Origin of the sequence: Vibrio sp. vnigr-6D03 (genome assembly GCF_002835515.1) — a bacterium.
In the GTDB taxonomy this organism is placed as follows: domain Bacteria; phylum Pseudomonadota; class Gammaproteobacteria; order Enterobacterales; family Vibrionaceae; genus Vibrio; species Vibrio penaeicida.
The window spans coordinates 233,878-258,837 of record NZ_PIZL01000012.1 but is presented as its reverse complement, the minus strand read 5'-3'; the positions used below and the strand labels follow the sequence as shown (position 1 = coordinate 258,837).

The window sequence follows — 24,960 nt, the reverse complement described above, 5'->3', positions numbered from 1 at the left end:
TTTGAGTAAACAGTTAGTTCGGTAGATTGAGAATTGAGATCCTGCAACAATATTTTTATGAATCATGTGTGAATCTTGTCATTTTTGCTTACACATATCACAATCAAGGCGATTTTTTCCTGCTAACGGAAGAAAATCATATACACCAGCGAGAAACTCGCGTAACTTGGTATTTGGCCTGTATACAGACCTATTTATTTGTTGTTCCTGACTCAAGAAGTCTTCTTAAACCTACTGTCTGACAGTCTGTTGTTGAAGTGTTTTCTTTTCGATGTTTAGACCTCTTATAAGTAACTCTATCTGGCTGACTAACAATTATGGCGCGAAGGTCGCGCTGTGAGATACAAAGATACAATTTAGGAAATACCCATGTCTAAGACAACTGGCACAGTTAAGTGGTTTAACGAAGAAAAAGGTTTTGGTTTTATTACTCAAGAAGACGGTGGTGCAGACGTATTTGTTCACTTCCGTGCTATCACTGGTGACGGATTCAAAACACTTGCTGAAGGCCAAAAAGTATCGTTTGAAGTTGAGCAAGGCCAAAAAGGTCCTCAAGCTGCAAACGTTGAAAAAATCTAATTGAGTTTAGATTGATAGAATGCATCGCCCCGCTCTCTCACCCGAGGTAGCGGGGCGAATTCGTTTTATCGCTAGTAATAATTCATAGAATTGTTCGTAATACAGGCTTAGGGTCTAGCTAGAACCTGAGCTTTTTTTGCTTTCTTAAATCAGTTGAGATTGGTTGAAAAAACGCAGTTGATAACTGAACGATAAAAACGAGCACAACGCTATTTTTTAATGTTATTTTTTGCCATCAGCGTGTATGTGTACACGTTCTAAAAATACTAAGCTTTCAGAGCAAGCTTCGAGCCATCAAACTTCAAATAGCTGAGCAAAAGCTGCACACTCTTCTTACCTTTGTCATCAAACATCATTCCGTAGCGCGCGTAATGATGAGACTTCTGCATGTTACAAATTTTGCCAGTGAGCTGAGGAAGATCTACTTTCCCACGCGTTCGTTCCACTATGCTGATTTGTATCGGTTCTTCTATCTGGAATGTACGTATCAAAGGGCTTGTGATGATACGGCATCCTCCTTTAGAGATATCCCTTACTTCACATTCCAAGCGCTGACCGTTATAAAAAACAACGGCGGCAAGCGATACGTCGTATCTGGGTTCTTTACGAAGTTGAAGTACTTTCATATTGGCCGGAATGGACAACATGATCATGCGAACGGGTTCGTTAACCATGTGCATGATTTGGCATCGGAAAGAAATAAGTGCGCCTTCACCACGTGGTGAAATAGCGCGAACATTTACCCAGAAACCTTCCTGAAAAAAGTATTCGTAATCTTCGTCCGAGATATCAGGCGCGCCCAGCAATATATAATCTGTTCCAATGGTTCCTATGAAAGGTGTAATGCCTTTATAGTTGATACCTACGGGAGTAGAGATGTTAATGGTCACATCACTGCTGTGTTCGATCATTGCTAAAGCATCTGAGCTTTTAAGCGTTGTTTCAGCACCTTTGAAATTTTCCGAATTGGTATTAACTTGTAGGTTTGCTGCCGCCGAGTTTTCCGCCATGGTAGTCCTTTTGACCTTCATTTGCCTCGTACTAAGTCATTGTAAGGCGATGATATATATACGCACGACAGTCATTTAGTTTTTATGTGCTTTGATGCATTTGAAGTCGTGATTGTTGCTCTGACATTATAAATTAACTTTTATAAATCGATTGTAATCGACGTTTCTGAATGTGAGCTGTGCGAATAAATATTCGCGTGATTGGACCATGCATTGATGTATGGCTCAATAAATTGTATTAAACAAATCATAGAATATGACTCTAGTTTAGTAACGACTTTCTCAATTGGCGAATTAAGCGTATTTAAGAGACAATATTAAGAACATTACATGCATTGAGTGAACTTAATGTTGGGAATCAGAAAATGAGTAAAGGGCATTTGGCACACAAACCCTCAAAAAAGCAGCTTATTCAGAAACTTTGGGGTGATTTCGGACGACTTGAACGCTGGTTTTTGAGCCCAAATGGCAATGCTGATGAGGTTGAGCAGAGTGAAACCGCTAAAAGTGTTATTGCTAAATGGATAGAGTTGCCTGAAACGCTCGCACATCCAAAAGGCTGGAATACCGAACGATCTACCGATAGAAAGCTAAAATCTTATCTTGTAGAAGCCAATTGGTATTTGAAGTTCTCCACTCAAAAAGATCCAAGATGCCTCATGCCTATTGGGCTGGAAGTCAATCCCACTCCCACACAATACGTGATTGTTATGTCCGACTTGCGTGATTACGGTCTAACCGAGGTTGTCAAGCAGTCAGATGTTAGGCACTGGAAGCTTTGCCTCAAGTGGCTAGCGAATTTTCATGCGAAGCATTTGAGTATAAGTCACCTTAATTTTGGTCCAGACGAAGCCTTATGGACGCAAGGGACCTACTGGCACTTGGACACCCGCCCTGATGAATTTCAAGCAATGGTGACAAATGAATTTAAAACACACGCGAAAGCATTAAACTCAGCATTGAAATCGGCACCTTTCCCGACATTGGTTCATGGTGATGCCAAGCTAGCGAACTTCTGTTTTTCAGCCAATATGGATTCCGTTGGTGCCGTGGATTTTCAATATGTAGGGGAAGGGTGTGCAATGAAAGATGTCATGCTTTTCATTAGTAGTTGTGTGCCTATTGAAGAAGCCCAAAATGTTGAAAAGCTGTTGTTAGATTACTACTTTTCCCAATTCGAAGAAGCCATGTCGTTTTATCGTCCAGAACAAAATGCAAAGTTGATCATTGAAAGCTGGAAACCCTTTTATTATGTGGCTTGGGCAGATTTTCTAAGGTTTCTCTATGGTTGGAGTCCAGAACACTGGAAAATCAATGAATATTCACTTTCATGTGCTACAAAAGGGCTTGAATACATCGTGAAGTAACGAATATTAAGGAATACCTTATTTCTAATCGATCCCTCTGTTTTTGTTGTTAATGATAATTATTATTGTTTGAGATGTTGTAAACGTTACAGAAATTTTGTAGTTTTTCTCAACAAATTTGAAATAGGTAAGTTTTTGGGATGCGCATCGTAGTTAGCTGATGTAAAGTAGCACGCTGTTTTAGCTCAGTTGAACACTAAGTAGCCCATAGCTCTTACCTCTCGGACTGATAGTTAACACCTATTGTTAATTTACCTGAGACATTGATAGTGTCTGTTGACTCTAGTTATGTCTCAATGAAAACCCCTCTTTAAGGAAAGATGATGGTAATACCTGAAAACAGCTGCATCGTTATCTTCGGTGCCTCTGGCGATTTGACTTACCGCAAGCTGATCCCTGCGCTATACCATTTATACGCGAGCAAACAGCTTCCAGAATCCTTTGCGATTTTAGGCGTCAGCCGCACTGAATACAGTGATGAATCTTATCGCGACAAGTTGAAACGCTCTCTTCAGGAAATGGAAAAAACGGAACCTGAAACGTTAGATGCGTTTATTAACTACCTACATTACCAAGCGATAAACACTTCCGACACCGACGATTACGCCAAACTGGTTACCCGCTTAGATGAACTCTCTGAAAGCTATCAGTTTGAACAAAGCAACACACTCTTCTATTTAGCAACGCCACCAAGCCTTTACAGCGTGATTCCAGCCAGCCTAGCGGCACATGGCTTGAACGATGAAAGCGAAGGCTGGAAACGTCTGATCATCGAAAAGCCATTTGGTTATGATTTAGATTCTGCGCAGAAGCTAGATAAAGAAATTCATGAGCATTTTCAGGAACATCAGATTTACCGTATCGACCATTACTTAGGTAAAGAAACGGTACAAAACTTGTTAGTGTTCCGCTTTTCTAACGCCATGTTCGAGCCATTGTGGAACCGTAACTTTATTGATTACGTCGAAATCACAGGTGCTGAATTCTTAGGTGTGGAAGAACGTGGTGGCTACTACGACGGATCCGGTGCTGTACGTGACATGTTCCAAAACCACTTGCTACAAGTATTAGCAATGGTTGGTATGGAGCCCCCTGCTCAAATCAATGCAGACTCAATGCGTGATGAAGTAGTGAAAGTTCTTCAGTGCTTGAAGCCGTTAGAAGAAAATGACCTTCGCAACAATCTGGTATTGGGTCAGTACACGGGTTCTGATGTGCGTGGTGAATTCCTTCCTGGGTATCGTGACGAGACAGGTGTTGCAGAAGATTCACGTACTGAAACATACGTAGGGTTGAAAGCATACATCAACAACTGGCGTTGGAATGGTGTGCCGTTTTACGTTCGTACTGGTAAGCGCTTACCAACACGTGTAACCGAAGTGGTCATTCACTTCAAACGTACACCGCACCCAGTATTTGGTTTGGATGCCCCAGAAAACAAGCTGATCATTCGTATTCAGCCTGATGAAGGTATTCAAATGAGCTTCGGCCTAAAAGAGCCGGGCGCTGGCTTCCATGCTAAAGAAGTGAAAATGAACTTCCATTACGCTTCTCTTGAAGAAACTCAGATGCTAACTGCGTATGAACGTTTACTTCTGGACTCGCTAAATGGCGACGCGACGCTATTTGCTCGTAGTGATGCAGTAGAAGCATGTTGGAAGTACGTGCAGCCGATTCTGGACTTCAAGCAAGATCCTCAATCACTGTTTGGCTACGCCTGTGGAACATGGGGACCAATGGAGTCTGACAAGCTGCTTCAGCGTGACGGACGCGCATGGCGTTTCCCTTGTAAGAACCTTACTGACACGGATTACTGCGAACTATGATCAATCATAAGATCTTCCAAACTGCGGATCAGGTAGTAGAAAGCCTAGCGAACGACCTGAAAACGTTCAGCGAGCAAGGCAAGCCTGTCCACATTTCTTTGTCTGGTGGTAGCACCCCAAAAATGTTGTTCAAGCTTCTGGCTACAGAGGCTTACGCAACCGCTATTCAATGGAAAAACCTGCATTTTTGGTGGGGCGATGAGCGTTGTGTTGCTCCTGAAGATGCAGAAAGCAATTACGGTGAAGCGAACACACTACTGTTTAGCCAAATTGAAATTCCAGCAGAAAACATCCACCGTATCCGCGGTGAAAACGAACCAAAAGCAGAAGCTGAGCGCTTTGCCAATGAAATGGCTGAAGTGATCCCAACTGAAAACGGCACGCCAGTTTTTGATTGGATCCTGCTTGGTGTGGGCGCTGATGGCCATACGGCCTCGTTGTTCCCAGAGCAAACAAATTACAATGATGAGAACCTATCTGTTTTGGCTTCTCATCCAGAATCCGGTCAAATCCGCGTGTCGAAAACAGCCAAAGTGCTGGAAGCGGCAAAACGCATCAGCTACCTAGTATTGGGTGCTGGCAAGATCGAGATTGTAAACGAAATTCACACTACTCCTGCGGAAGCGTTGCCTTATCCGGCAGCGAAAATCCAGTCCAAAACGGGCGAAACGGAGTGGTACTTAGATTCAGACGCAGCAAGTAAAATTGCCTGATCGATTAATGGAGATGAATAATGAAAGGTGATATCGGTGTTATTGGCCTAGCAGTAATGGGCCAGAACCTTATCCTAAACATGAACGACCACGGTTTTAAAGTGGTTGCTCACAACCGTACTGCTGCGAAGGTAGACGAGTTCCTAGAAGGTCCAGCGAAAGGCACAAACATTGTTGGTGCATACTCTCTAGAAGAGCTAGTAGAAAAGCTAGAAGCACCTCGTAAAGTGATGCTAATGGTTCGTGCTGGTGACGTTGTAGACACGTTCATCGACAACCTAATCCCACTTCTAGACGAAGGCGACATCATTATCGATGGTGGTAACACTAACTACCCAGATACAAACCGTCGTGTAGCGCATTGTCGTGAGAAAGGCATCCACTTCATCGGTACTGGTGTATCTGGTGGTGAAGAAGGTGCACGCTTTGGTCCTTCAATCATGCCAGGCGGTGCGCCTGAAGCTTGGGAAGCGGTTAAGCCAATCTTCCAAGGTATCTCTGCAAAAACTGACGCTGGTGAGCCTTGCTGTGACTGGGTTGGTAACGATGGTGCGGGTCACTTCGTTAAGATGGTACACAACGGCATCGAATACGGTGACATGCAGCTTATCACTGAAGCATACCAGTTCATGAAAGACGGTCTTGGTCTTTCAGCTGACGAAATGCAAGCCGTATTTGCTGATTGGAACAAGACTGAGCTAGACAGCTACCTAGTTGAAATCACAGCTGACATCCTTGGCTACAAAGATGAAGACGGTGAAGCTCTTGTTGAGAAAATCCTAGACACAGCTGGTCAGAAAGGTACTGGTAAGTGGACGGGCATCAACGCACTAGACCTAGGTATTCCTCTAACGCTAATCTCTGAGTCTGTATTCTCTCGTTGCCTGTCTGCACTGAAAGACCAACGTGTTGAAGCTGAAAAACTGTTCGGTAAGACTATCGCTCCAGTTGAAGGCGACAAGAAGGAGTGGGTTGACGCACTTCGTCAGGCTCTACTGGCTTCAAAGATCATCTCTTACGCTCAAGGTTTCATGCTAATGCGTGAAGCGTCGAACGAAAACGGTTGGGACCTAAACTACGGTAACGTAGCGCTTATGTGGCGTGGTGGTTGTATCATCCGCTCTGCATTCCTAGGCAACATCCGTGATGCGTACGAAGCAAACCCAGACATCGCGTTCCTAGGTTCTGATGAGTACTTCAAAAACATCCTACAAAACAGCCTAGCAGCATGGCGTAAAGTAGCAGCGAAATCTCTAGAGTCTGGTATCCCAATGCCATGTACGATTTCTGCGCTATCTTTCCTAGACGGTTACACAACTTCACGTCTACCAGCTAACCTACTTCAAGCTCAGCGTGACTACTTCGGTGCTCACACTTACGAGCGCATCGACCGTGAGCGTGGTGAATTTTTCCACACGAACTGGACTGGTACAGGCGGCGACACTGCTTCTACAACTTACGACGTATAATTACCTCGTAATCCAAATTCAAAGGGTGCCCAAATGGGCACCCTTTTTTGTCACTCAGAGAAATTGGAGTACAGTATCGTTACCATCTAATATAAAAACGAGCAATTTTGTTCAATCTCAGCGCTCATTGATGCCCTATTCTTAACTCATTCAGGACGAACCGGAAATTGACCATGCAAGACAAAAATCAATTTCACTACCAAGGAAATCAGAGCATTGATGGGTTATTGCTACTCACAGCAAACATGAGTGATTTTACCTACGACAAACATGCTCACGAAGAATACTCGTTTGGTGTGACCTTAAAAGGGCGACAAGACTTTTTCTGCCGAACTCAATTCCACCAAAGCCCTGCGGGTGGAGTGATTGTATTCAACCCAGAAGACGTACACGATGGGCGATCTGGCGGCTCGGACGATCTCGAATACATCATGTTGTATGTTCACCCGAACCAATTGGAACCCTATTTCCGAACCGTTGGGTTGAGTCAACCTTCAAATGTGAGAGTCGAAAAAACGCTCATGGACGACGGTGTATTTCGCCAGCAAGTGATCACAATGTCACAATGGATTCATTCAGAATCCGTATCCAAAGTCGAATATGATGCCGGTCTATTGGAAATGGCACATTCCATTGCTCGCTTGAGTGGCAATTCTCCAATACTGACTAGTGATGGCAACCGGAAAGAGTCGCTCGTAAAGCGTGCAAAAGACTTCATACATGAACATGCTGCGTTAGACATTTCTGTTGATGACATCAGCGTTGCTGCCAGCATGTCTAAATATCATTTGATAAGAGCATTTAAAGCACAATACGGCATCACGCCACATCAATATGTTTTAAGTTGCCGCGTGAATCTCGCTCGAAAATCGCTGGAATTGGGGAAAACCGCAACTGACATTGCACAAATAGCCGGATTTTCCGACAGCAGCCATTTCAATCGGCGCTTCAAACGTGTCTATGGGATGACCCCTGCACAGTATCAAAAGCAGCGCCTCTCCTAATTAAACACTTTCGCTTTTAATCAATAAAAGCATTCAAGAGTATAAATCAATGCTAGAAATCTTCGCCTACGCCATAGGAGTTATGTACACGCCTGGACCTGTTAACTTACTGGGTTTAAACGGTGGTCTGCAAAGCAATACGAAGCGGTACCTTGGTTTTTTTGCCGGAGTCGGAACGGCTATGTTTATCTTATTTGTATCAATCAGCTGGGCAGGAAAAACGCTCATTCCTACTCAATGGTTGCCCTACGTTGCCTTGATAGGGTGTAGCTATATTTTATACATTGCGTGGAAGCTGCACACCAGCGATGTCAGCTCACTCAATGTCGGCGATAAACCCCTGAAGATACTGAGTTTTAAGGATGGGGTACTCATTCAACTGCTCAACCCTAAAGCGCCAGCAGTCGTCTTGCCTGTTGCGGCGGTGCAATTTCCGGCGAGTGGTATTGTAGGCATGGAAGCGGTACTTTGGTCAGGGATTCTCGCTGTTTTAGCATTCGGAGCCCCAACATCTTATTCCATACTCGGAGAAGTATTAGGTCACAAGCTCAAGAACCCTAAAGTTTTTTCAGCGTTCAACCGAATCTTGGCGTGGTTGCTTGTTGCCGTGGCGTTCAGTTTAGGATTTGAAACTATCTATATACCCAAGTAACCTCAAGATGCTAGGTTCAGCGAGAGTTAACTGGCTTTCAGGCAAGGCATCGATTGGTAGATCTAGTGGTTCTAAATCAAGAATCGATAACGCAGTATGAAAGCCAGTTAAACTCGCCCTTGGGAGCCCATATTCTGCCCCACTTCATCGTCTAAGAACTTGGAAAGGACTCGTCATTCCGCTGCGTTCCTGATTTTGAAGTAGAAAGGCTTGAATTGAAACAGAATATGAGGCTCTGAATCCTGCACCTTGAGGTTACTTGGGTATATCCCCCATTTTTGGATCTACTTCCTGAAGCTCTTCTCGAACGCGATTTCTGACAAAGGATTACATAAATTTGATTGAATATTGAGCATGAAGTCATTAATATCTGCGGCTTGATTACGCTAGGTGAATAATTTCGAGCGTAATGATTCATGCAGTTTGAGGTTCAAGATGTTCAATAAGTACTATGTATTCGTTCCAAGTGAATTGGAAAATGAAAGCAAAAACAATAATAACGCGTCATGCGAAAAAGAAGCTCAACGTCAGGCATTAGTGAAGCAAGCTCAAGAAGAAGCGATCTAACCCTATACGGTTTTAGACTCGCTAATCCATTGCGACACATTTATTTAAAAAGCCTCGAAGACCATATCGATCTTCGAGGCTTTTTATTTATTACAAATGCTACTTTAACTTTGAATAATAAATATTTTTCTCATATATAATTCTTTAACATTATTATTTTGTGATTCCTAATAGGTTTGAATTTTGATTTATCTGTTAGCGTTGACTTGAGCATATACTTCTTTACTTCACGTTACATGCTTTAAATGAACCTAAAAAGGTAAGTTATGAAGAATAGTCGATTATTTCTTTTGTTGTTTAGTTCTTTAACGTCATTAAATTCAGAAGCGGCTGGATTCTCAAAGTCATGGTTTCAGCCAACTCTAAAGGTAAATAATGATCCTGTTTGTCAAACGATGGTTCCAAAATCAAAAGAATTATGGGATGGAGATATAGATCGAAATTTCCCATCTTCTTTAGAACGCAATGCAGGTAAAGAAATTAAAATAAACGGAAATACTATCTATTTAACTTATTTTAGGCATGCAGGCTGTGGAGGTGCTTGTGAAAGATATCAATATCTAGCATCAGTTCAGCCATTTCCTAACCGGAGAGACGACTGGGATTTTTATAATGAATTATCAGAAAGATCACCTCCAATAGGAGAAGGGTACATTTTATCTTCAGATGATGGGAAGTATTACCTTTATGTCTCTGGGAAGGAAGAAGATCAACTTCATCAGTTACTCAGTGATGCTTCTTGGAAGCATCTTTGCACTGTAAATAAAATGCCAACGACTGGACAAATCAAATTAATAAAAAGCGATTACTATGAAATGCAAGATACTCTTGTAAGTTTGAGAGGGTATGTAAGAGGCCTGAGACGACAGTCTGGATCGGCTAGTTTCTGTGGTTCAATGGCAACTCATGGACGTTGGTCTATCAAGATAAGCGATGAGTTTAAAAGATTACTTCATGCACCAAAGCAAACACCGGAAAAAGTAAACTATAATAATTACGATGATTCTACATATGAAATAGATTTTCGAAACTTGGAACTTTGGTCGCTACAAGGCTTAAGCGAATATGAAGCTTTTAATTCCTATGTTAAAAAAATTAATTCTGCAACAGCTGAATTGACTCAATTCTACCAAGACCATTTTCATTGGGGGGCAGTTGAAGCGGAAAAAATAGCAAATTATGCCTTAAAAAGTGCCATTAGTTCTGGAATAAGATTTTATATGTATAAACCCTTTGAAACTGAAGACGAAATCCAGTTAAGAAGGGCAATTTTGCAAAAGCTACCTATTGATCAAATAATGAAAATAGATGTATCTCATATGGAAAAAAGCTCTCAAAAAATTGGATGGTACAATACGAATGAAAGCATATTAAATGCTTCCGTCAAATATCCAAGAGCGATTGCATATCTTTTAGAAAAAGGGTTTGACCCTAATAATAAAAATATCTTCAACAAGACTCCGCTAATGTATGCGGCTCAGTATGATAGTTATGAATCAACTAAGCTACTTATTGAAGCGGGAGCTCAAGTGAACACTGGCACAATTATTCCTGATGATAGGTGCCAATATACCCTCCGAACATCGAATATGTCACCTCTACATTACGCAGTCAGATATGCCAGCAAGGATTTAATACAGCTACTTCTCGATAATGGCGCATCGAAAAATTTTGGTGTTAGGAATGAGCGTAACCATCCGGCGACTATTGAATATCCGATAGACTGGTTGACAAAATATGTAAATGATAATTTGACTGATGACGATCGGAAAGAGTTAACTGAAATCTTAAAATTGTCGTCGTACTGATTTCAAGCTATTGATTAAAAAGCCTCGAAGACCACATTGGTCTTCGAGGCTTTATTGTGTGTCCACGATGCGTTTTGATGACTTAGATTAGCGAACGGGGATCTTTCCTTTTACACTGAAATCAAAGCACTTTTGATGATCTCTGCATTACGTAATACAGTATAACTGTGTTCGGCTAAACCCAATTTGAGAGTATTTGATGGATCCATTAACACAGGGCTTACTAGGCGCTTCCTTGCCTCAATCGGTGAGCAAAAAACAAAATGTTGTTGTCGCTGGGGTTTTAGGGCTGCTTGCAGGAATGGCTCCCGATTTGGATGTGCTCATTCGTTCATCGACCGACCCACTGTTGTATTTGGAATTCCATCGGCAGTTCACTCATTCCCTTCTGTTTATCCCAATTGGAAGCTTAATCTGTGCCTTGATTTTGCATCCGCTAATAGCAAAAAGACGCGGGCTTTCATTTAAACAAAGTTGGCTTTTTTGTGCTTTGGGTTATGGCACTCATGCGCTGCTGGATTCCTGTACCAGTTATGGTACTCAGCTGTTTTGGCCGCTCAGCAATGCACGTTTTGCGTGGAATACGGTATCCATTATTGATCCTGCCTTCACTCTTCCAATATTGGTGTTACTTGTATTTGCCGTGCTGAAACGAAACCCAATGTTCGCTCGTATCGCGTTTCTTTGGGCGTTTACCTATCTCACATTAGGAATGATTCAAAGAGACAGAGCTGAAGAAGCAGGGTGGCAATTGGCGAAAGAGAGGCAGCACTCGCCGATTAAGCTGGAAGCCAAACCGAGCTTCGCGAATCTTTTACTTTGGAAAGTGGTCTATGAGACCGAGGACCATTTCTACGTGGATGCTGTAAGGGTGGGTACATCGGTGAAAACCTATCCTGGCGAATTCACTAAAAAGTTAAATGTCAGCCGAGATTTTCCTTGGCTCGCCCCCGATTCGCAGCAAGCCAAAGACATCGAACGTTTTCGCTGGTTTTCCAATGGGTATATCGCTCAAGACCCTACCGATGAGCTGCGCATTATTGATGTACGTTATTCCGTGGTACCAAACCAACTGAACGCTCTTTGGAGTATCAAACTATCACCAAACGCGCCCGTGGAGGCTCACGTAGAGTACTCCACGCACCGAGACAACACACCAGCTTCAAGAGACAAGTATTTTAATATGCTTTTTGATTATTGATTGGGTCTTGAGAAAGCATCACTAGATTCAACTAGGTTGGGGCGGTATTTATCTACTTAACAGCGAGAGCTTTGATAAGGAAAACCCCTGTTCTGAACTAGCCAGAGCAGGGGCGAATGAGAGAGTGTTAAAAATCAGGTCTTAGTTTGCTGGTTCCCAGTTACCCCACTTATCTTTTTGATATGACGCTTTCGGGTTCTCACCGCCTTGAGTCCAGTATCGCGCTCTCCATTTTTCATTTTCGAACGTTACGATATCGCCAGTTTGGTAAATTTTTGTCGTGTCCCATAAGTCAGCAGGCGGTTCTGTTGGTTTTGTTGGTGGCTCAGTTGGCTTTGTAGGCGGTTCAATCGGACCGATAGAACCATCTTTAACGCCAGTTAATATCTTACAGTCTTCATCAGACAGTTTGTTGCCGTTTACATCAATAAGCCCACACGTATTCACTACGTTAGTCATGTCCAATTTAGTTTGAGTAACTTTGTAGCCTAAGCCTTCACGTGCCGCATTGATGTGGTAACCAGGATCGTGATCGACCATCCAGTTAAAGATACCACCCAGATTACGTTTTTTCGCGTATGCAGCTTTCGCGTAAACAGTTCGAGGCGTATCGATACTGACGTACTGTTTTGTGCTCTTGTTGAACAGGAAGTCTGCATTTGCGTCTATGTCGGTATAAATCTCATAGCCTTGCATGCCAGCGGCACCCGTGTTCTTAAAGCTCACAAGTTTATTCGCGTAATCAAAAAGCTCTGAAGAGCCAGTATCATAAGATTTGTTTGTTGAATTACCCGGTGTAAACGAGCCAACCAGAGGAGAAACGCTTTGAAGGTTCACCTGACCTGCGTTACGGCTGTAGTTTGCGTAACCAATCTGAATCGCTGTTGATGGAATGCCAAGCACGTCAATCATATAGTCGATTGATTTTTCAGCGGAGTGGAAAGTTTCGTCAGTTTTTAACAACTCGCCCGACAAGTTTGTGTGATGTGCAAGCTTATCCTGCCATTCACCCATGAAGTCGTATGTCATTAAGTGGACGTAATCCAAACCGTTGTCTATCAAAGCTTTGATGTTTGATGCGTCCAGTTTTGTCGCAGGAGCGCCCGCAGCGATAGCAATTTTCTTGTTTTGCATGCCAGCAGCATCTAGAGCAGTACGAAGCTCTTTGATAAGAAGTGCGTAGTTTTTACCATCGTCTGGTGACCATGAGTTTTCGCTCGCACCCGCACCACCTGGGTATTCCCAGTCAATATCGAGCTGATCAAACATAGGGTACAAGGTGAACCACTTAACAGCACTGTCGATAAACACTTTGCGAGATTCAAACGTACTTGCCATACGAGAGAATGGTTCAGACAGAGACCAGCCACCCACGCTGAAAGCAAGCTCTAAGCCCGGGTCGCGCTTCTTCATCTCACGTAAAACTGCAACTAGACCGCCCGCGTATTTCTGACCGGACTCAAAGGTAGCAGGACCGTTGAGATCGTTGTGCCAATTACCGCTACCAGCACCAAGATCTTTCTGAAGATCTGCGTATAGGTCGGTAAAGACAATTGTGAAGTCTGGGTATCCACCATCGGCACAGATTTTCTTCGCGGATTTAACCGCAGAAGTAATCGTTGGGTCCCCTATTTCTGTCCCACAAAGCGCCATGAAAGAATAAACTAACTTGTCGTATTTTCCGTCAATGTCATTGATATTAAAACTACGCTCATACCCTCCCCAGTTAGAAACATATCCCGCAACTGGTAGTAGTGATGCATTGTCTTCGTAAGTATTAAATACTTGTTCTGCTTGAGTCCATTTTGGAGCACTGTGTGCCGTGGCACTGCACGCCGCTAATATAGCTAAACTAACTATTTTCATAGATGGTTTCATTTAATCTACCTTCAATAATATTCAAGTTATTAATGTTTTTGTTTTACCAACATTATGTTTGTTGTTGCTGATAATTACGTTATGTTTTTTACAAAACACGGTCTATATGCAAAGATACGCATAAATATTTTTTGAAGAATATTATTTGTAATGTATGAGAAATTAAATTATTTAAAATCAATGGTTTATTTTTTAATGTCAATTTATTGTTATTATAGTGTTCCATTATTAATGTTTATTTTGTGATTTTTATTCGAGTTATTTTTTGTTGAAAAAATACTATCTCAATAAAGAGACTGATTTATTTTTGAAGTACTTAAAAGAATAAAAATTCAACGAGAATGAAGGTTTTTAATGAAGATATCGATATTTTTGATAGCAAATTATCGATTTTCATCAATTTGTTGAATATTTATTTAAGGAAAAGATACCCTTTAGGTTAAATATTATTCCGTGTTCAGTACTGTTATTATTTGGAGTGTAATACTGTATTTTCTTGCATCCGAGAATATTATTTTTGATCGTGATTCAGAATATTAGAGAGCGCTATAAATAAGCATTTCATGTCGATATGAGATGCCAAACTGTTAAAGCCATTATTCTCTCAAATAGAATGCTATATTGCGGGGGCGCGGTACACGTTGTCGAGGTAGGGTAGCAGTTGAAAGCAGTTGAAAGCAGTTGGTGGCTGAGTATTTGAAATGCGAGATACAGTATTGCGATAGGCTGTTCTCGTGGATTCGGCAGTGTAGCTTTGAGGAGCATCGCTAGAATGTTAGAAAATCCTCCTCTTCTAACGTCTATTAGCGGCTTATATCTTCACCATTTTCATGAATTTTTCTGATTAACTTGGCAGGTGTTCCACCATACAGTGAATCTGGCGGTACATCGATATTCACGACTGAATTGGCTGCGATTACAGATCGCGCACCTATTGTCACACCTTGGTTGATCACAACATTACCACCAATCCACACGTCGTCCTCAATGTTTATAGGAGCACAGGAGGTTTCCCAGTTACGACGCGCAAGGTAATTCAGGTCATGGCTAGCACAGTAAAGCTGCGTATGCGGACCAATCAATACATTATTACCAATCGTAATTTTAGCCCCGTCCAGCATAGTCACATTCATATTAATGAAGGTCTTTTCGCCAATCGAGATTGTTTTACCGAATTCACAATAGAAAGGAGAGCGGATTAAACTCGAATCTGGGATACCGCCTATTAGTTGTTGAAACAACTCACTGCGCTGAACGCCATCCGTATTCTGGTTAATGGCTTGCACCAAGTCAGACGCATTCTGGCGGATACGTTCGATACTGTCTGAGCCACCGTCAAAGTCTTTGCCTGCGAGCATCTTTTCAAATTCAGTCATCTTGCTCTCTACTTGTTACCTATCGGTTTACAAGGTAATAGTGTATCACTGGCAGTGCTATCTATTCATCAGGTTGTTTGAGGCAGTTAACTTCGCGCAGTTCCTCGGCAAGAGGCAACTTTAACGCGTCTGAATTCCATTTGTAAACTATCCACATATTTCTATATATTCGACCGCTAGTTTATTCAATTATTACGACAAGTATTTTTAACATTTTAATATCAAAATATATCGATGTGTTATTTTTTAATTTAAGTTTTATTAAGGATTATTTAGTTTCAATTTATTATCACTAAATATTGAGTGAGATACCTTATAAAAATACTTTGTTTTATGAGTGTGAGCACATAATGAATAACGACTGAGATATAGAATAAAAAAGCCATGTAAGATTGTGGTTCGTGTTTTAAATAATAAAAATTAATTATAACAGTATGTTAAGTGGTGTTGGTGTGCTGCTTGATATTACTTTTCCTATCTGAGGCTTGCCCTCTAGCTATAAGCAATGAGCGGGTAGTATTACGCTGGAATTGAAAGATTTTTATTTGACTTTATGGACAATTAAATATGAAGACAAGATTTTACGAAATAGATTTACTCAGGTTTTTGTCAGCCATTTTTGTTGTGATTTTTCACTATACCTATTCTGCACATATGGCGGATCATGCCCCTGTTATTGATCTAGAAAATACTCGTATTTGGAGCCGATACGCCTATATGGGCATCAATTTCTTTTTTGTGATTAGTGGCTTTGTCATTTTTATGAGCGTAGAAGGGGGCAGCGCTCGCAAGTTTGTTGCATCCCGTTTTTCTCGTCTGTTTCCTGCCTACTGGGTCGCATTGGCTCTGACCAGTATTGTTACCATCTATTTTGGCGCTCCCAAATTCACGGTCGACGGTGCACAGTTCCTAGCGAACTTAACCATGGTGAATCACTGGTTCGGGCATATGCCTGTCGACGGGGCATATTGGACTCTGTTTCTTGAAGTGAAATTTTACTTACTCGTCTTTGGTATGCTGCTTTTTAGAATGATGAAGTATTTCCTGCATGTGATTGCCTTAGTACTCATTGTATCAACCGCCACACTATTCCACCCTTGGGCTAAAGAAATGAACATGTGGGTGTCTATTTTTCCTCACTGGAGCGGGTATTTTGCCGCTGGAGGCGTGTTCTACTTTATTCGTCGTGATGGTATTCGCCGTGATGGCGCGTCTGCCTTTAAAATGCTTCTGCTGGCACTGTCGTTCGTTTATATGGTTAAGCAATCGACATTGTTTGGTGAGTTAATGTCTGGCTGGTTCTCTATCACATTCAACACCACGGTCATTGCTATTCTCAACATCGCCTTCTTTTTGTTGTTCTGTGTGACCGCCTTCTGTAAAGAAAACATACTTAGACAAAAGTGGCTGTACTACCTAGGCGTGCTGACTTACCCGATTTACCTAGTACACCAAAACATCGGCTACATCATCTTCAATCACTTTGGTGATTCGGTTGATCCTGTTGTATTAGTCACATTAACCATCGCTCTCATGCTGGTGGTCGCCTATGTAATCCATACACAAGTAGAACGCAGAATGGCTCCGGTATTTAAAACGGCAATGCTGAGGCTTCTGCGTATAACGGATGAAGGGAAAAATCGGGAAGCGGTGGAGACAGTGTAGTAAGGAGAGCTGATCTGGTTTTTTGATGGTAAGAGGGCGTTTGATAGTAAGCCACTAGTTAGTGGCTTACTATTTGCGATGTCTAAATAGGGCAATCAGAGGCTGCCTTCTGTTTTGGTGTTGAGGGAGGATTAGGGGGCAGGGTTCTGGAGCATGTGGTTTAGATTCTGTAACTTGTTTTTGCCCCTTTACTAGTTAGAGTAAGTGCTCATACTTGTAAAGTTTATGGATGCTTACCCTAACAGAAGTTATCCGAACTATGCACAACATCTAGACATTATATTTAATTGCTCAGCTTGACGGGCTACCGGTACACGTAACCATTATGTGGTGGTCCGTTATAACTGACCACCACAATTTATCGATGATATTCAGTGCTAACCTATTTTTCATCAAGATCAATATTATCGGGTAGCTTGAAATTTCGCATATGATACATCATGTTTGCGTTAAGGCGAGCTTGTTCATTAACACTTAGAAAATCAATCCGTCCATTCGGGAGCTTTCTTACTTTGAGTATTCCTTCCATAGATATACCAGCATTCACATGAAACTTGCCTTGTTTAATAATATTATGCAGATAGTGAAATCGTAGTTCGAATTCCGACCTAGTATCTGGTGTATCATATGCTTCAAAATTCATGAATCCTCCAATATTATCCGAAAGAAATTAGCCCAACAGGTTCTAGATCCAACTCAAATACCCAAATCAAACTTAATCCATGTGGTAGTCTGAGAGCGTTAGAATCAATCGATAAGAAGCACCCCTCATTGGTCGGAGCTCCTTCATATGTTTCTTTGAGTCGCCCTGACTTCCACCAACCTCGCTTCAAATTGGAATTGCTTGCCCCAGTTATCCTCATGAAGTGCGTAGTAGGTATTGCCGGTGTAAAACTACCAAAATACGCAGGTAAAGCTTCAACATTGGCACAAGTGTCAAACAAGCTAGTATTATCTAGTGAAGGTTTATCTGTTGATAAGAATCGCCCAGAAGGCAAAGGAAGATTTTCTTGACTGTCAGTAAGGTACGCAGTCAGTCTAACTAATCTCAGTTGGTCTTTGAGCCAAACTCTTTCACAGTAGTCTAAATAAATACTATCCCCATGTGCCGGTATTGGTTCTTTAGAGCGTATCCAATTTATAGCTTGGGATTCAAAATTTATGATTCTCAAGTTATCCAAACGAGTTGGATTATACTTTCTGAAAATGGCTTCGATATGTTTGTACTCAGGTTCCTTTGCAACATTATGCAAAGCTACATGAAACGCGTAGCGAACTTTATCGGACCAGCGGTTAGGGCGTTCTGCATTTCCATAATACCCTTCAGCCAACAACTGTTCTAATTCTAAGCTAGCTTCTATCGATAGTGGAGAGCATATTTCTTGCAGTATTGATTCTGCTTGAGCCAGTACAGAAGAACTCACCACGCCTAGCTTCATTAATTTGGGCCAGTTGGATCGAATACATTCCGCCCATGTAGGTAACTCAACATCATCAGATGTGCTTTTATTAGTTGCACCATTGAAGCGAGCCGCCAATGTATCCAAAGCCTCGTCAGCAGACTTTGATCCTTGCACTTCAGCTCGTCTAGTAATGCGCACTAAAACTGAATATCTACCGACGTGTTTGCAGTTTTGTTGTATCGAATTAAAGTCAAGCTCTTGAGCTAGAGCTTCCCAGGCTTGTTGTGATGTAGATGTTTGCTCAAGAGCACCACAAATTAAGTCGGGATGAGAGCCACTGTTCATGGAAAAAGCTTTAGCTCCAAATAATTGGACGAAATCTGGGTAGCTCTTTGATAACCAAATCAGCATCTCTGATGCTTTTTCGCGCCTAAGCCATGTAGGGTGATCGATAACATGAAGAATTAGTTTGGCTAAGCAATCAGATAAACTATCGTCATTCTCTAGAAACGTATATCTATCAGCCTCTTCTAGGCTTCCAACCATTAAGCTAGTATGTTCATTTGTTAGTTTTAGAACCTGGGCTTGTTCGTCATAAGGGCAATGACTCGCTAACCATGTAATTAAACTTTCTGCTATTCGCCAGCTCTCAGCATAACGCTTATCCACAATTAAAGGCGAAAGTAGGTTAACTAAATCAGAAACAGAACTATCAGTTTGCAGAAGTAGTGATTTTCCTTGTTCAACAACCGATGTAGTTCCATTCCATAATGACCACCCACCACTCTGCATAGCACTCATTGCTGAGATAACTTCGTTTTTTGCTTCTGAATTATTCCTACGGCGTAGGTGTCTAGACGCATTAGATAAGGCTACGTTAGCCTCTTCAATAGAGTTAGAGCTGCCAAAAGTCCCTGGAAAGTGAATTGTATCGGAATCTTTTGTTTCTGCTTCTCTATTATCAGATTTTGAGCCTTCTCTTGATGGAATTTTAGTCAAGTCTGGGTCTGGCTGGGCGATGCTCTCCGGAAATCTTGCTGCGAAAATTCTTTTGACATGCTCATTTAGATTGGAGGCTAGCGATGAAATGAACTCTAAACGGTCATTTAAACTATCAAATTCAGACTCGCAAATAATCTCCACCCTATCAAGAGCTAGGTCTAGAAAAGCATTGTCATTTGCTAACTTGTTGATTAAAAGGCTATAGGCATGCGCAAACTTGTCTCTATGGCGTGAATCGCCAAATTGGAAGCACTCCAACAGAACCCAACATAGCTGCCAATCTGCCCTAGGAATCAGAGGGGTAATGAGAGATAAAATTGAGTCTTGTTCATCCAGAGCAGCTCCAGGAAAACGAGTGCCTTTTAGCGTTGAAACTCTGTCTATATCTCCACGAGTAACTTCTTGATACATTTGTTCAAGTGTTCCGTAGGTTTGGCGAATAAAGTAATTTACAGCGCTTTGAACGGAGCCTCTTTGACACAAAGCTCCAATGAAGTCTCGTTTAGCGTATCTAACAAAGCGCTGGAAAGTCATCTCACCATCCGCGGCATCTAGTAGTCCTGCTATTTGACATATGACTTCTGGTTCAGCGATGTATTCTTGATCAACAGATTCTAGTGCAGTAATACTTAAACCTAGCTGATCTTCCTTGTACCAACTAGGTCCCATGGAGAATGATAAGACAAGTTGATAAGTTTTTTTCGCTTGGTCCGAAGCATCTAACCTTGTATAAAGTGGAATTATACTTAACAGCTCCGGAATGAGCTCATATCTGTTCTCTAGGTTAGATGTTACGTATTCTTTCCAACGAACCAGCAATAGAAATGCTTGATCCTCTACTTCTACGTCTAATGGCTTACTAACAACAGTTGTTAGTACTTGGTTTAGAATACTTCTAAAGCCTTCTGAGTAGATACCACATTGGCAGTCAAATTGCTCCTCGATAAAATTGAGTAAGTCACAAATTCCACTGGGATATATATCAGTAATTAACTCTGTAATTGATTGATATATATTAGGAAGAATGCCCTCTGGCAAGCCATAGGCGTCTTCCCATTGAACACGCTGCGCGAGACTGAACCTTAAGTGGTTTAAAATATCTTGATTTAGAGTTTTCCAGACAACTTCTAACCCTATTGTGTCCTCATTTTCTTTGAACCGCCTTGCGGTACCATCACACCAAGCAATGGCACTACATATTGAACTAAGTCCATTTAACCATGAACTTGAAGATAGGGGGATTAACTTGGGGCAGGTGAATTCAGGCTCAATAAACGCTTTATGCTTCCATACTGCCATACCATTTTCTAATTCAGAATAATCAATAGTAACATTGTCATCAGCAATAAATGATATAGGTAAAGGTACGTCATCCGCAGGCTCTCCTAGCGCCAAAACAATGCTTTTCGGCGCACCCAAGGATAGATAGCAATCAATGATACTTGGATGTACTTTATTCTGCTCATTCCAAGCATCTGAAACTAAAGTTTCTACATCAGAAAAAACTTGGTCAAGCAACTCCTGGTCATAATTTACTTCGTATCTTTCGCATAGACCCTTATATAACGGAACTGCAAATACGATTGGTTCTGCTATCTCGCTTAACGGTCCGGAGTAATACTTTCGCAATTGAGAAATGGACATATAACCGCTAGTAAAACACATCGATGCAGCTTGCGTGTAAGTTAGCATTTCATTTAGAACAAGGTTGCGTGCATCCTTATCTCTTAAAGTTTCGTCTATAGCTTTCATCCAATAATACTGGAAATTAGAAAGTAATAACCGCGAGCTATCATCCCCTGCACGAATTTTTAGAAGGAACTGCTGTATTTGAAGGTCATAGATATTTAGGAACTCTTTATAAGAAAGTCTATTTTCGTTAGATAATTGTTCAAGAGCTTCTGTTAAGTACTTCTCTACGATGCCTAACAACTCTAAAGCTGTCTCATGGCTGTTTGAATCTACAAGCTTCAATGCAACGACAAGCGCCTCTTCTAACGGTATAATTAACTGTCCATACCGACTTACATGCTGCAAAGCTTCTTGTTCTTTCCCAATACAGATTAAAGCACTTGCCATTAAATCAGCAGATTGAGCAAACAATGTGTTATACCGGAACTGAATTCTTTGGCAAAGCAAAAGGATACGAACCGTTTCAACCAGGCTACCAAGCTCTGTTGCCGCTTTCAAAACACCTTTAAGATCTTCTAGGAGAGTATCAGGCTCGATGCCTTGATACACACAATCGTCAATCCATTTTTGAGTACATAGAGCAACCACTTGTGCTTTGTCAGTACCTTCAGCTTTAAGACCATGGTAGATCAAATTGAGTAAGCAGTATTTTTTTTGTATTTGCTTCTCACAGTGTTCAGCTAACCGTAACTGGACATCCTGTTCTCGTAATGCTGTCTTCTCAAGAAGAAAATCAGAAAAAGAAGAGTGATATATCGTCGTTTCAGTTGGGCTTAATAACAAGTGTTGTATTCTTCCAAGAGTGCCTAAAAGTATGGCTTGTTCATTTGAGTTCAAAATCTCTGTAAAGTGACTGATAGAAATCCCCCAACGCAAACGAACCGCTATTGCTAGCAAGTTTACGGCGTCGTTATCCTCTTTCAGTTTTAGCCACAACAAGTCGTAATACTTTCGAATGCTGCCGTCTATTAATGGCAAACTTTTTAGTTCGTCATTACTTGTACCTGAATTCACGAGATCAATTAAGTAACGAAGATATAGTGGATGCCCTTGCACTCGTTCGCAAATCAGACTTACAGTTTTTGAGTTAGCATGCTCTGCAGTAAGAGCACCATAACAAAAATTTTGAACTGCACTATCACTGAGAGAAGGCATAGAAATGCATGATTCGCGATTTAGCCTATTACCTAATCGAGTCGCAAACTGTTCATAGTTTGGTGCAGAAAGAACAATTACCACTCCTGATGGCAGTGTCATAGGTAATAGACCAATGAACTTAGTCAAGGTATCAGCATCTTGTCGTTCAACTTCATCCAGTCCATCAATAAATAGTATCCCGTTTTTCCCATTAGAAGAGTATGTTTCACTTAACTGTAACAATAGCTGCTCTGTTTTATTTATGAGCTCTGGGTAATCGAGCGTTTCTATGCGTCCAGGAGTGCCTGTAATGAACATCGAAACTTGCATGTTAAGCCAGTTGAAGAACTCTTGAGGTTGAGCTAATTGAGTTGCATTTTTGGTGCTTGCTCTTGGAGTAAAGCTGTATGTCCCGAAGTGTTCTAAAGAAGGGGTTTCTGGTGAATAAGCCTCACAAAATGTTGATTTACCAATACCATGAGCCCCGTTAATGAAAATATAGCTACCGGTTTGTGCAGAGATAAAATCATCGAACTGTTCAGTGAATGCCTCCCTAGAGGCTAAGCTTTGGCTGATTGAAGGTTTGTTATTCGTTTCAATAGCAATGTCAAAACTGTTCAAAAAGTCACGTAGCCTAGATATAGATATAACACCGATGGTTTTTTCTACGGAAACTCGAATAACACCAACGCAAACATCATTGCAAACTAGTGCCGCTCCGGAAAAGCCTTGATAGTCGCTTAAAGATATCGGTTCATCTATGCTTATTTCTATATCTGAGCCTAACTTAAGGCTTTCGAAAGTTTGAACAATCGCTCCTTCTAACCGATGTCCCATAGTTAGCTTGCTAGCAGGCCATCCATAGGAATAGAAGCGGTTTCCACCTAAAGGTAATAAGTCACTAAGCTTGATTGGAGAGATGTCACACACAGCTTCTAACTCTACTAAAGCGATGTCTAACTTTGCGTCATGTCCAAGAACACGAGCTTTCAGTACTGAAGGGGGGGAACTAAAATTAAAAGTGACACTTACTTCTGAATCACTTTCAATTGCTTCGGCTACGCAATGGTAGGCAGTTAATACGATTTTCGATGTAATTAGTGAGCCTGTACCTGATTCTTCACCACATTCAATCTTACAAGTTGCCACTTTCATTTCAGTATCTAACATGATTATTCCTTGGTGATTTCTATCCAGTTAGTAGCTTCTTCTTCAACAATGAAAGTAGCGCCTGTAGTTGTTTGGAAATTTTTAATCTCTCTCGATTCTGGAGTCGAGTAGTTAAAATAGAGAGTCCTCGTAAAACTCGCATCTCTATCGACTATTGCTCGAAGAAGCTCAATATCAGGGTGATTATGTTTGCTTCCATTCGAGGAAATGAAATACATTGGAGCATCTATAGTGCAAAGTAGTTCTGGGCTAGTATTATAGTTGCTTCCATGGTGAGATATTTTAATTGCATCAAACATCATGGACTCACCTTGTGACTTCATTTTAAGAAGTTCTTTCAAAACCTCCTCAGCCCACGCGTCCGCAAGCATTAATACTCGAAGACCATCGAGTTCGATAACAGTAGCAATAGAGCTTCCGTTAGTCGGTGAGTTGTCTGGTTTGTATACGTCTTCAAGATTTTTCCTACGTCCTGCAGATATGAGTTTATTGCCTCTAGCTTGCCCTTCACTGCTGTGCTCAAAATTAAGCTCGAAAGCATCGTCAATAACAAGGTCCGAACCTATAGAACCAACGAAGCCATAGCGTCTTAAATCCCGCTTCCATGACTTAACTAGACCATCTAATCGTTCTTTTGATGGTGTTAGCACCTTTACAAAACCATCCTGAAATCGCTTGTGTTGCACATTATTAATACAAACGCTTTCGCTTCCATCGCCGTCATTCCAAACATACCCTCCAGCATGAATCAAAGATGCTAATGTTGAGCCTTGACGTGCGCTGATTTCGTCGTAAGTTGAGGTTGCATTAAGCTCTTTGGGGTGACCTCGTCTATTAATTGCATTTATGACCTCAGAATCTTGAGGTGATAATTCAGTTTCATTCAATGAAGTCAGACTTCGTAGGCTGTTGTGCCAGATACCTTCAACAGAAACAATATTGTTTGTTTCTGAATGGCTGTTTAATAGAAGAAAGCGAATGATGCCTCCAATATGATCTGCATCAATGTGGGTAACGATAGCTAAATTTAAACATGCACCGCTACTTGCGATTTCTTCTAGGTCTTGTCGTATGTATGAGTTGAAAGTTCTGGCATATCCAGCATCTATAAGGATGTTCGTCTTGTCTGAACTTATTAGAAAAGCATCCCCGTTCTCTGCGGGGTACATCTTGATTCTCATGGAACATCCTTCTTATCACAACTGCATATAGAGAACTAACAAATAGCTAAGCAAATAGTTTTATATTTTCTATTTTACTTAACTTAAAGGTTTTCTTCTAACTATTTGTTAGGGCGATAAAAAAGCTTTTTAGCTGAGTGAAGTTGGCTGCTCGATTAGAGGTTTGCAATACCTGAAGTAATCCATGGATTGCTACTTAGCAAAATCACTGGCACGTTTCTGTCCAAAAACACTCTAGAAAACCTCATACAACTTCCCGC

General features: G+C 41.4%; 17 protein-coding genes. 11 read left to right on the top strand and 6 right to left on the bottom strand.

Annotated elements, in window-relative coordinates; translation table 11 throughout:
* Positions 1-369: 369 nt before the first annotated feature.
* A complete protein-coding gene (locus CW749_RS09070) occupies positions 370-579 on the top strand; it encodes a cold-shock protein (protein WP_004402847.1) in 210 nt (69 codons plus the stop codon).
* Between the two features lie 266 nt (positions 580-845).
* Here the strand turns inward: CW749_RS09070 and CW749_RS09065 are convergent, their stop codons facing one another.
* On the bottom strand, positions 846-1,490 hold the full coding sequence (locus CW749_RS09065) for a flagellar brake protein (protein ID WP_237322411.1): 645 nt from the start codon (positions 1,488-1,490) through the stop codon (positions 846-848).
* A 464-nt stretch (positions 1,491-1,954) separates the two neighbouring features.
* Between CW749_RS09065 and CW749_RS09060 the strand changes: the two genes are divergently transcribed.
* The 9 genes from CW749_RS09060 to CW749_RS09025 all read left to right on the top strand — a co-directional run bounded on the left by CW749_RS09060 (position 1,955) and on the right by CW749_RS09025 (position 12,196).
* Positions 1,955-2,956, top strand: a complete 1,002-nt coding sequence (locus tag CW749_RS09060; protein WP_101111704.1) for a phosphotransferase — start codon at positions 1,955-1,957, stop codon at positions 2,954-2,956.
* A 323-nt stretch (positions 2,957-3,279) separates the two neighbouring features.
* Positions 3,280-4,782 carry a glucose-6-phosphate dehydrogenase gene (gene zwf / locus CW749_RS09055; protein WP_180958376.1) on the top strand — a complete coding sequence of 501 codons (1,503 nt, stop codon included), beginning with the start codon at positions 3,280-3,282 and terminating at the stop codon, positions 4,780-4,782.
* The gene (gene pgl, locus CW749_RS09050; RefSeq protein ID WP_101111702.1) at positions 4,779-5,495 is read left to right on the top strand and encodes a 6-phosphogluconolactonase; all 717 of its coding nucleotides are present in this window, start codon (positions 4,779-4,781) and stop codon (positions 5,493-5,495) included. The genes zwf and pgl overlap by 4 nt, the downstream gene beginning before the upstream one ends.
* 20 nt (positions 5,496-5,515) lie before the next feature.
* Positions 5,516-6,964 carry a decarboxylating NADP(+)-dependent phosphogluconate dehydrogenase gene (gnd, locus tag CW749_RS09045; RefSeq protein ID WP_101111701.1) on the top strand — a complete coding sequence of 483 codons (1,449 nt, stop codon included), beginning with the start codon at positions 5,516-5,518 and terminating at the stop codon, positions 6,962-6,964.
* Positions 6,965-7,137: 173 nt separating this feature from the next.
* Positions 7,138-7,968 carry an AraC family transcriptional regulator gene (locus tag CW749_RS09040; protein WP_101111700.1) on the top strand — a complete coding sequence of 277 codons (831 nt, stop codon included), beginning with the start codon at positions 7,138-7,140 and terminating at the stop codon, positions 7,966-7,968.
* Positions 7,969-8,017: 49 nt separating this feature from the next.
* Positions 8,018-8,620, top strand: coding sequence for a LysE family transporter (locus CW749_RS09035; protein WP_101111699.1), 603 nt, complete (start codon positions 8,018-8,020; stop codon positions 8,618-8,620).
* A gap of 435 nt (positions 8,621-9,055) precedes the next feature.
* Entirely contained in the window at positions 9,056-9,187 is a 132-nt protein-coding gene (locus tag CW749_RS28530) for a hypothetical protein (RefSeq protein ID WP_263422461.1), read from the top strand.
* 266 nt (positions 9,188-9,453) lie between these two features.
* Positions 9,454-10,995 (top strand): ankyrin repeat domain-containing protein, encoded by a 1,542-nt coding sequence (locus CW749_RS09030; RefSeq protein WP_101111698.1) that lies wholly within the window; start codon positions 9,454-9,456, stop codon positions 10,993-10,995.
* A 199-nt stretch (positions 10,996-11,194) separates the two neighbouring features.
* A complete protein-coding gene (locus CW749_RS09025) occupies positions 11,195-12,196 on the top strand; it encodes a metal-dependent hydrolase (RefSeq protein ID WP_101111697.1) in 1,002 nt (333 codons plus the stop codon).
* A 141-nt stretch (positions 12,197-12,337) separates the two neighbouring features.
* On the opposite strand, the gene CW749_RS09020 is transcribed toward CW749_RS09025, so the two are convergent.
* Together CW749_RS09020 and CW749_RS09015 are read right to left on the bottom strand one after the other, a co-directional pair.
* Positions 12,338-14,062 carry a glycosyl hydrolase family 18 protein gene (locus CW749_RS09020; RefSeq protein ID WP_180958362.1) on the bottom strand — a complete coding sequence of 575 codons (1,725 nt, stop codon included), beginning with the start codon at positions 14,060-14,062 and terminating at the stop codon, positions 12,338-12,340.
* Positions 14,063-14,877: 815 nt separating this feature from the next.
* Entirely contained in the window at positions 14,878-15,450 is a 573-nt protein-coding gene (locus tag CW749_RS09015) for a sugar O-acetyltransferase (RefSeq protein ID WP_101111695.1), read from the bottom strand.
* 567 nt (positions 15,451-16,017) lie between these two features.
* On the opposite strand from CW749_RS09015, the gene CW749_RS09010 reads away from it, so the two are divergent.
* A complete protein-coding gene (locus tag CW749_RS09010) occupies positions 16,018-17,115 on the top strand; it encodes an acyltransferase (RefSeq protein ID WP_101111694.1) in 1,098 nt (365 codons plus the stop codon).
* Positions 17,116-17,497: 382 nt separating this feature from the next.
* On the opposite strand, the gene avs1c is transcribed toward CW749_RS09010, so the two are convergent.
* Genes avs1c through avs1a form a run of 3 tightly spaced genes read right to left on the bottom strand, consistent with a single transcriptional unit; the run spans position 17,498 to position 24,700 of the window.
* Positions 17,498-17,758 carry an AVAST type 1 anti-phage system protein Avs1c gene (avs1c, locus tag CW749_RS09005; RefSeq protein WP_101111693.1) on the bottom strand — a complete coding sequence of 87 codons (261 nt, stop codon included), beginning with the start codon at positions 17,756-17,758 and terminating at the stop codon, positions 17,498-17,500.
* A gap of 13 nt (positions 17,759-17,771) precedes the next feature.
* Positions 17,772-23,519, bottom strand: a complete 5,748-nt coding sequence (gene avs1b, locus CW749_RS09000; protein ID WP_101111692.1) for an AVAST type 1 anti-phage system protease Avs1b — start codon at positions 23,517-23,519, stop codon at positions 17,772-17,774.
* 2 nt (positions 23,520-23,521) lie between these two features.
* Positions 23,522-24,700 carry an AVAST type 1 anti-phage system MBL fold metallo-hydrolase Avs1a gene (gene avs1a, locus CW749_RS08995; RefSeq protein WP_101111691.1) on the bottom strand — a complete coding sequence of 393 codons (1,179 nt, stop codon included), beginning with the start codon at positions 24,698-24,700 and terminating at the stop codon, positions 23,522-23,524.
* Positions 24,701-24,960 lie beyond the last annotated feature (260 nt).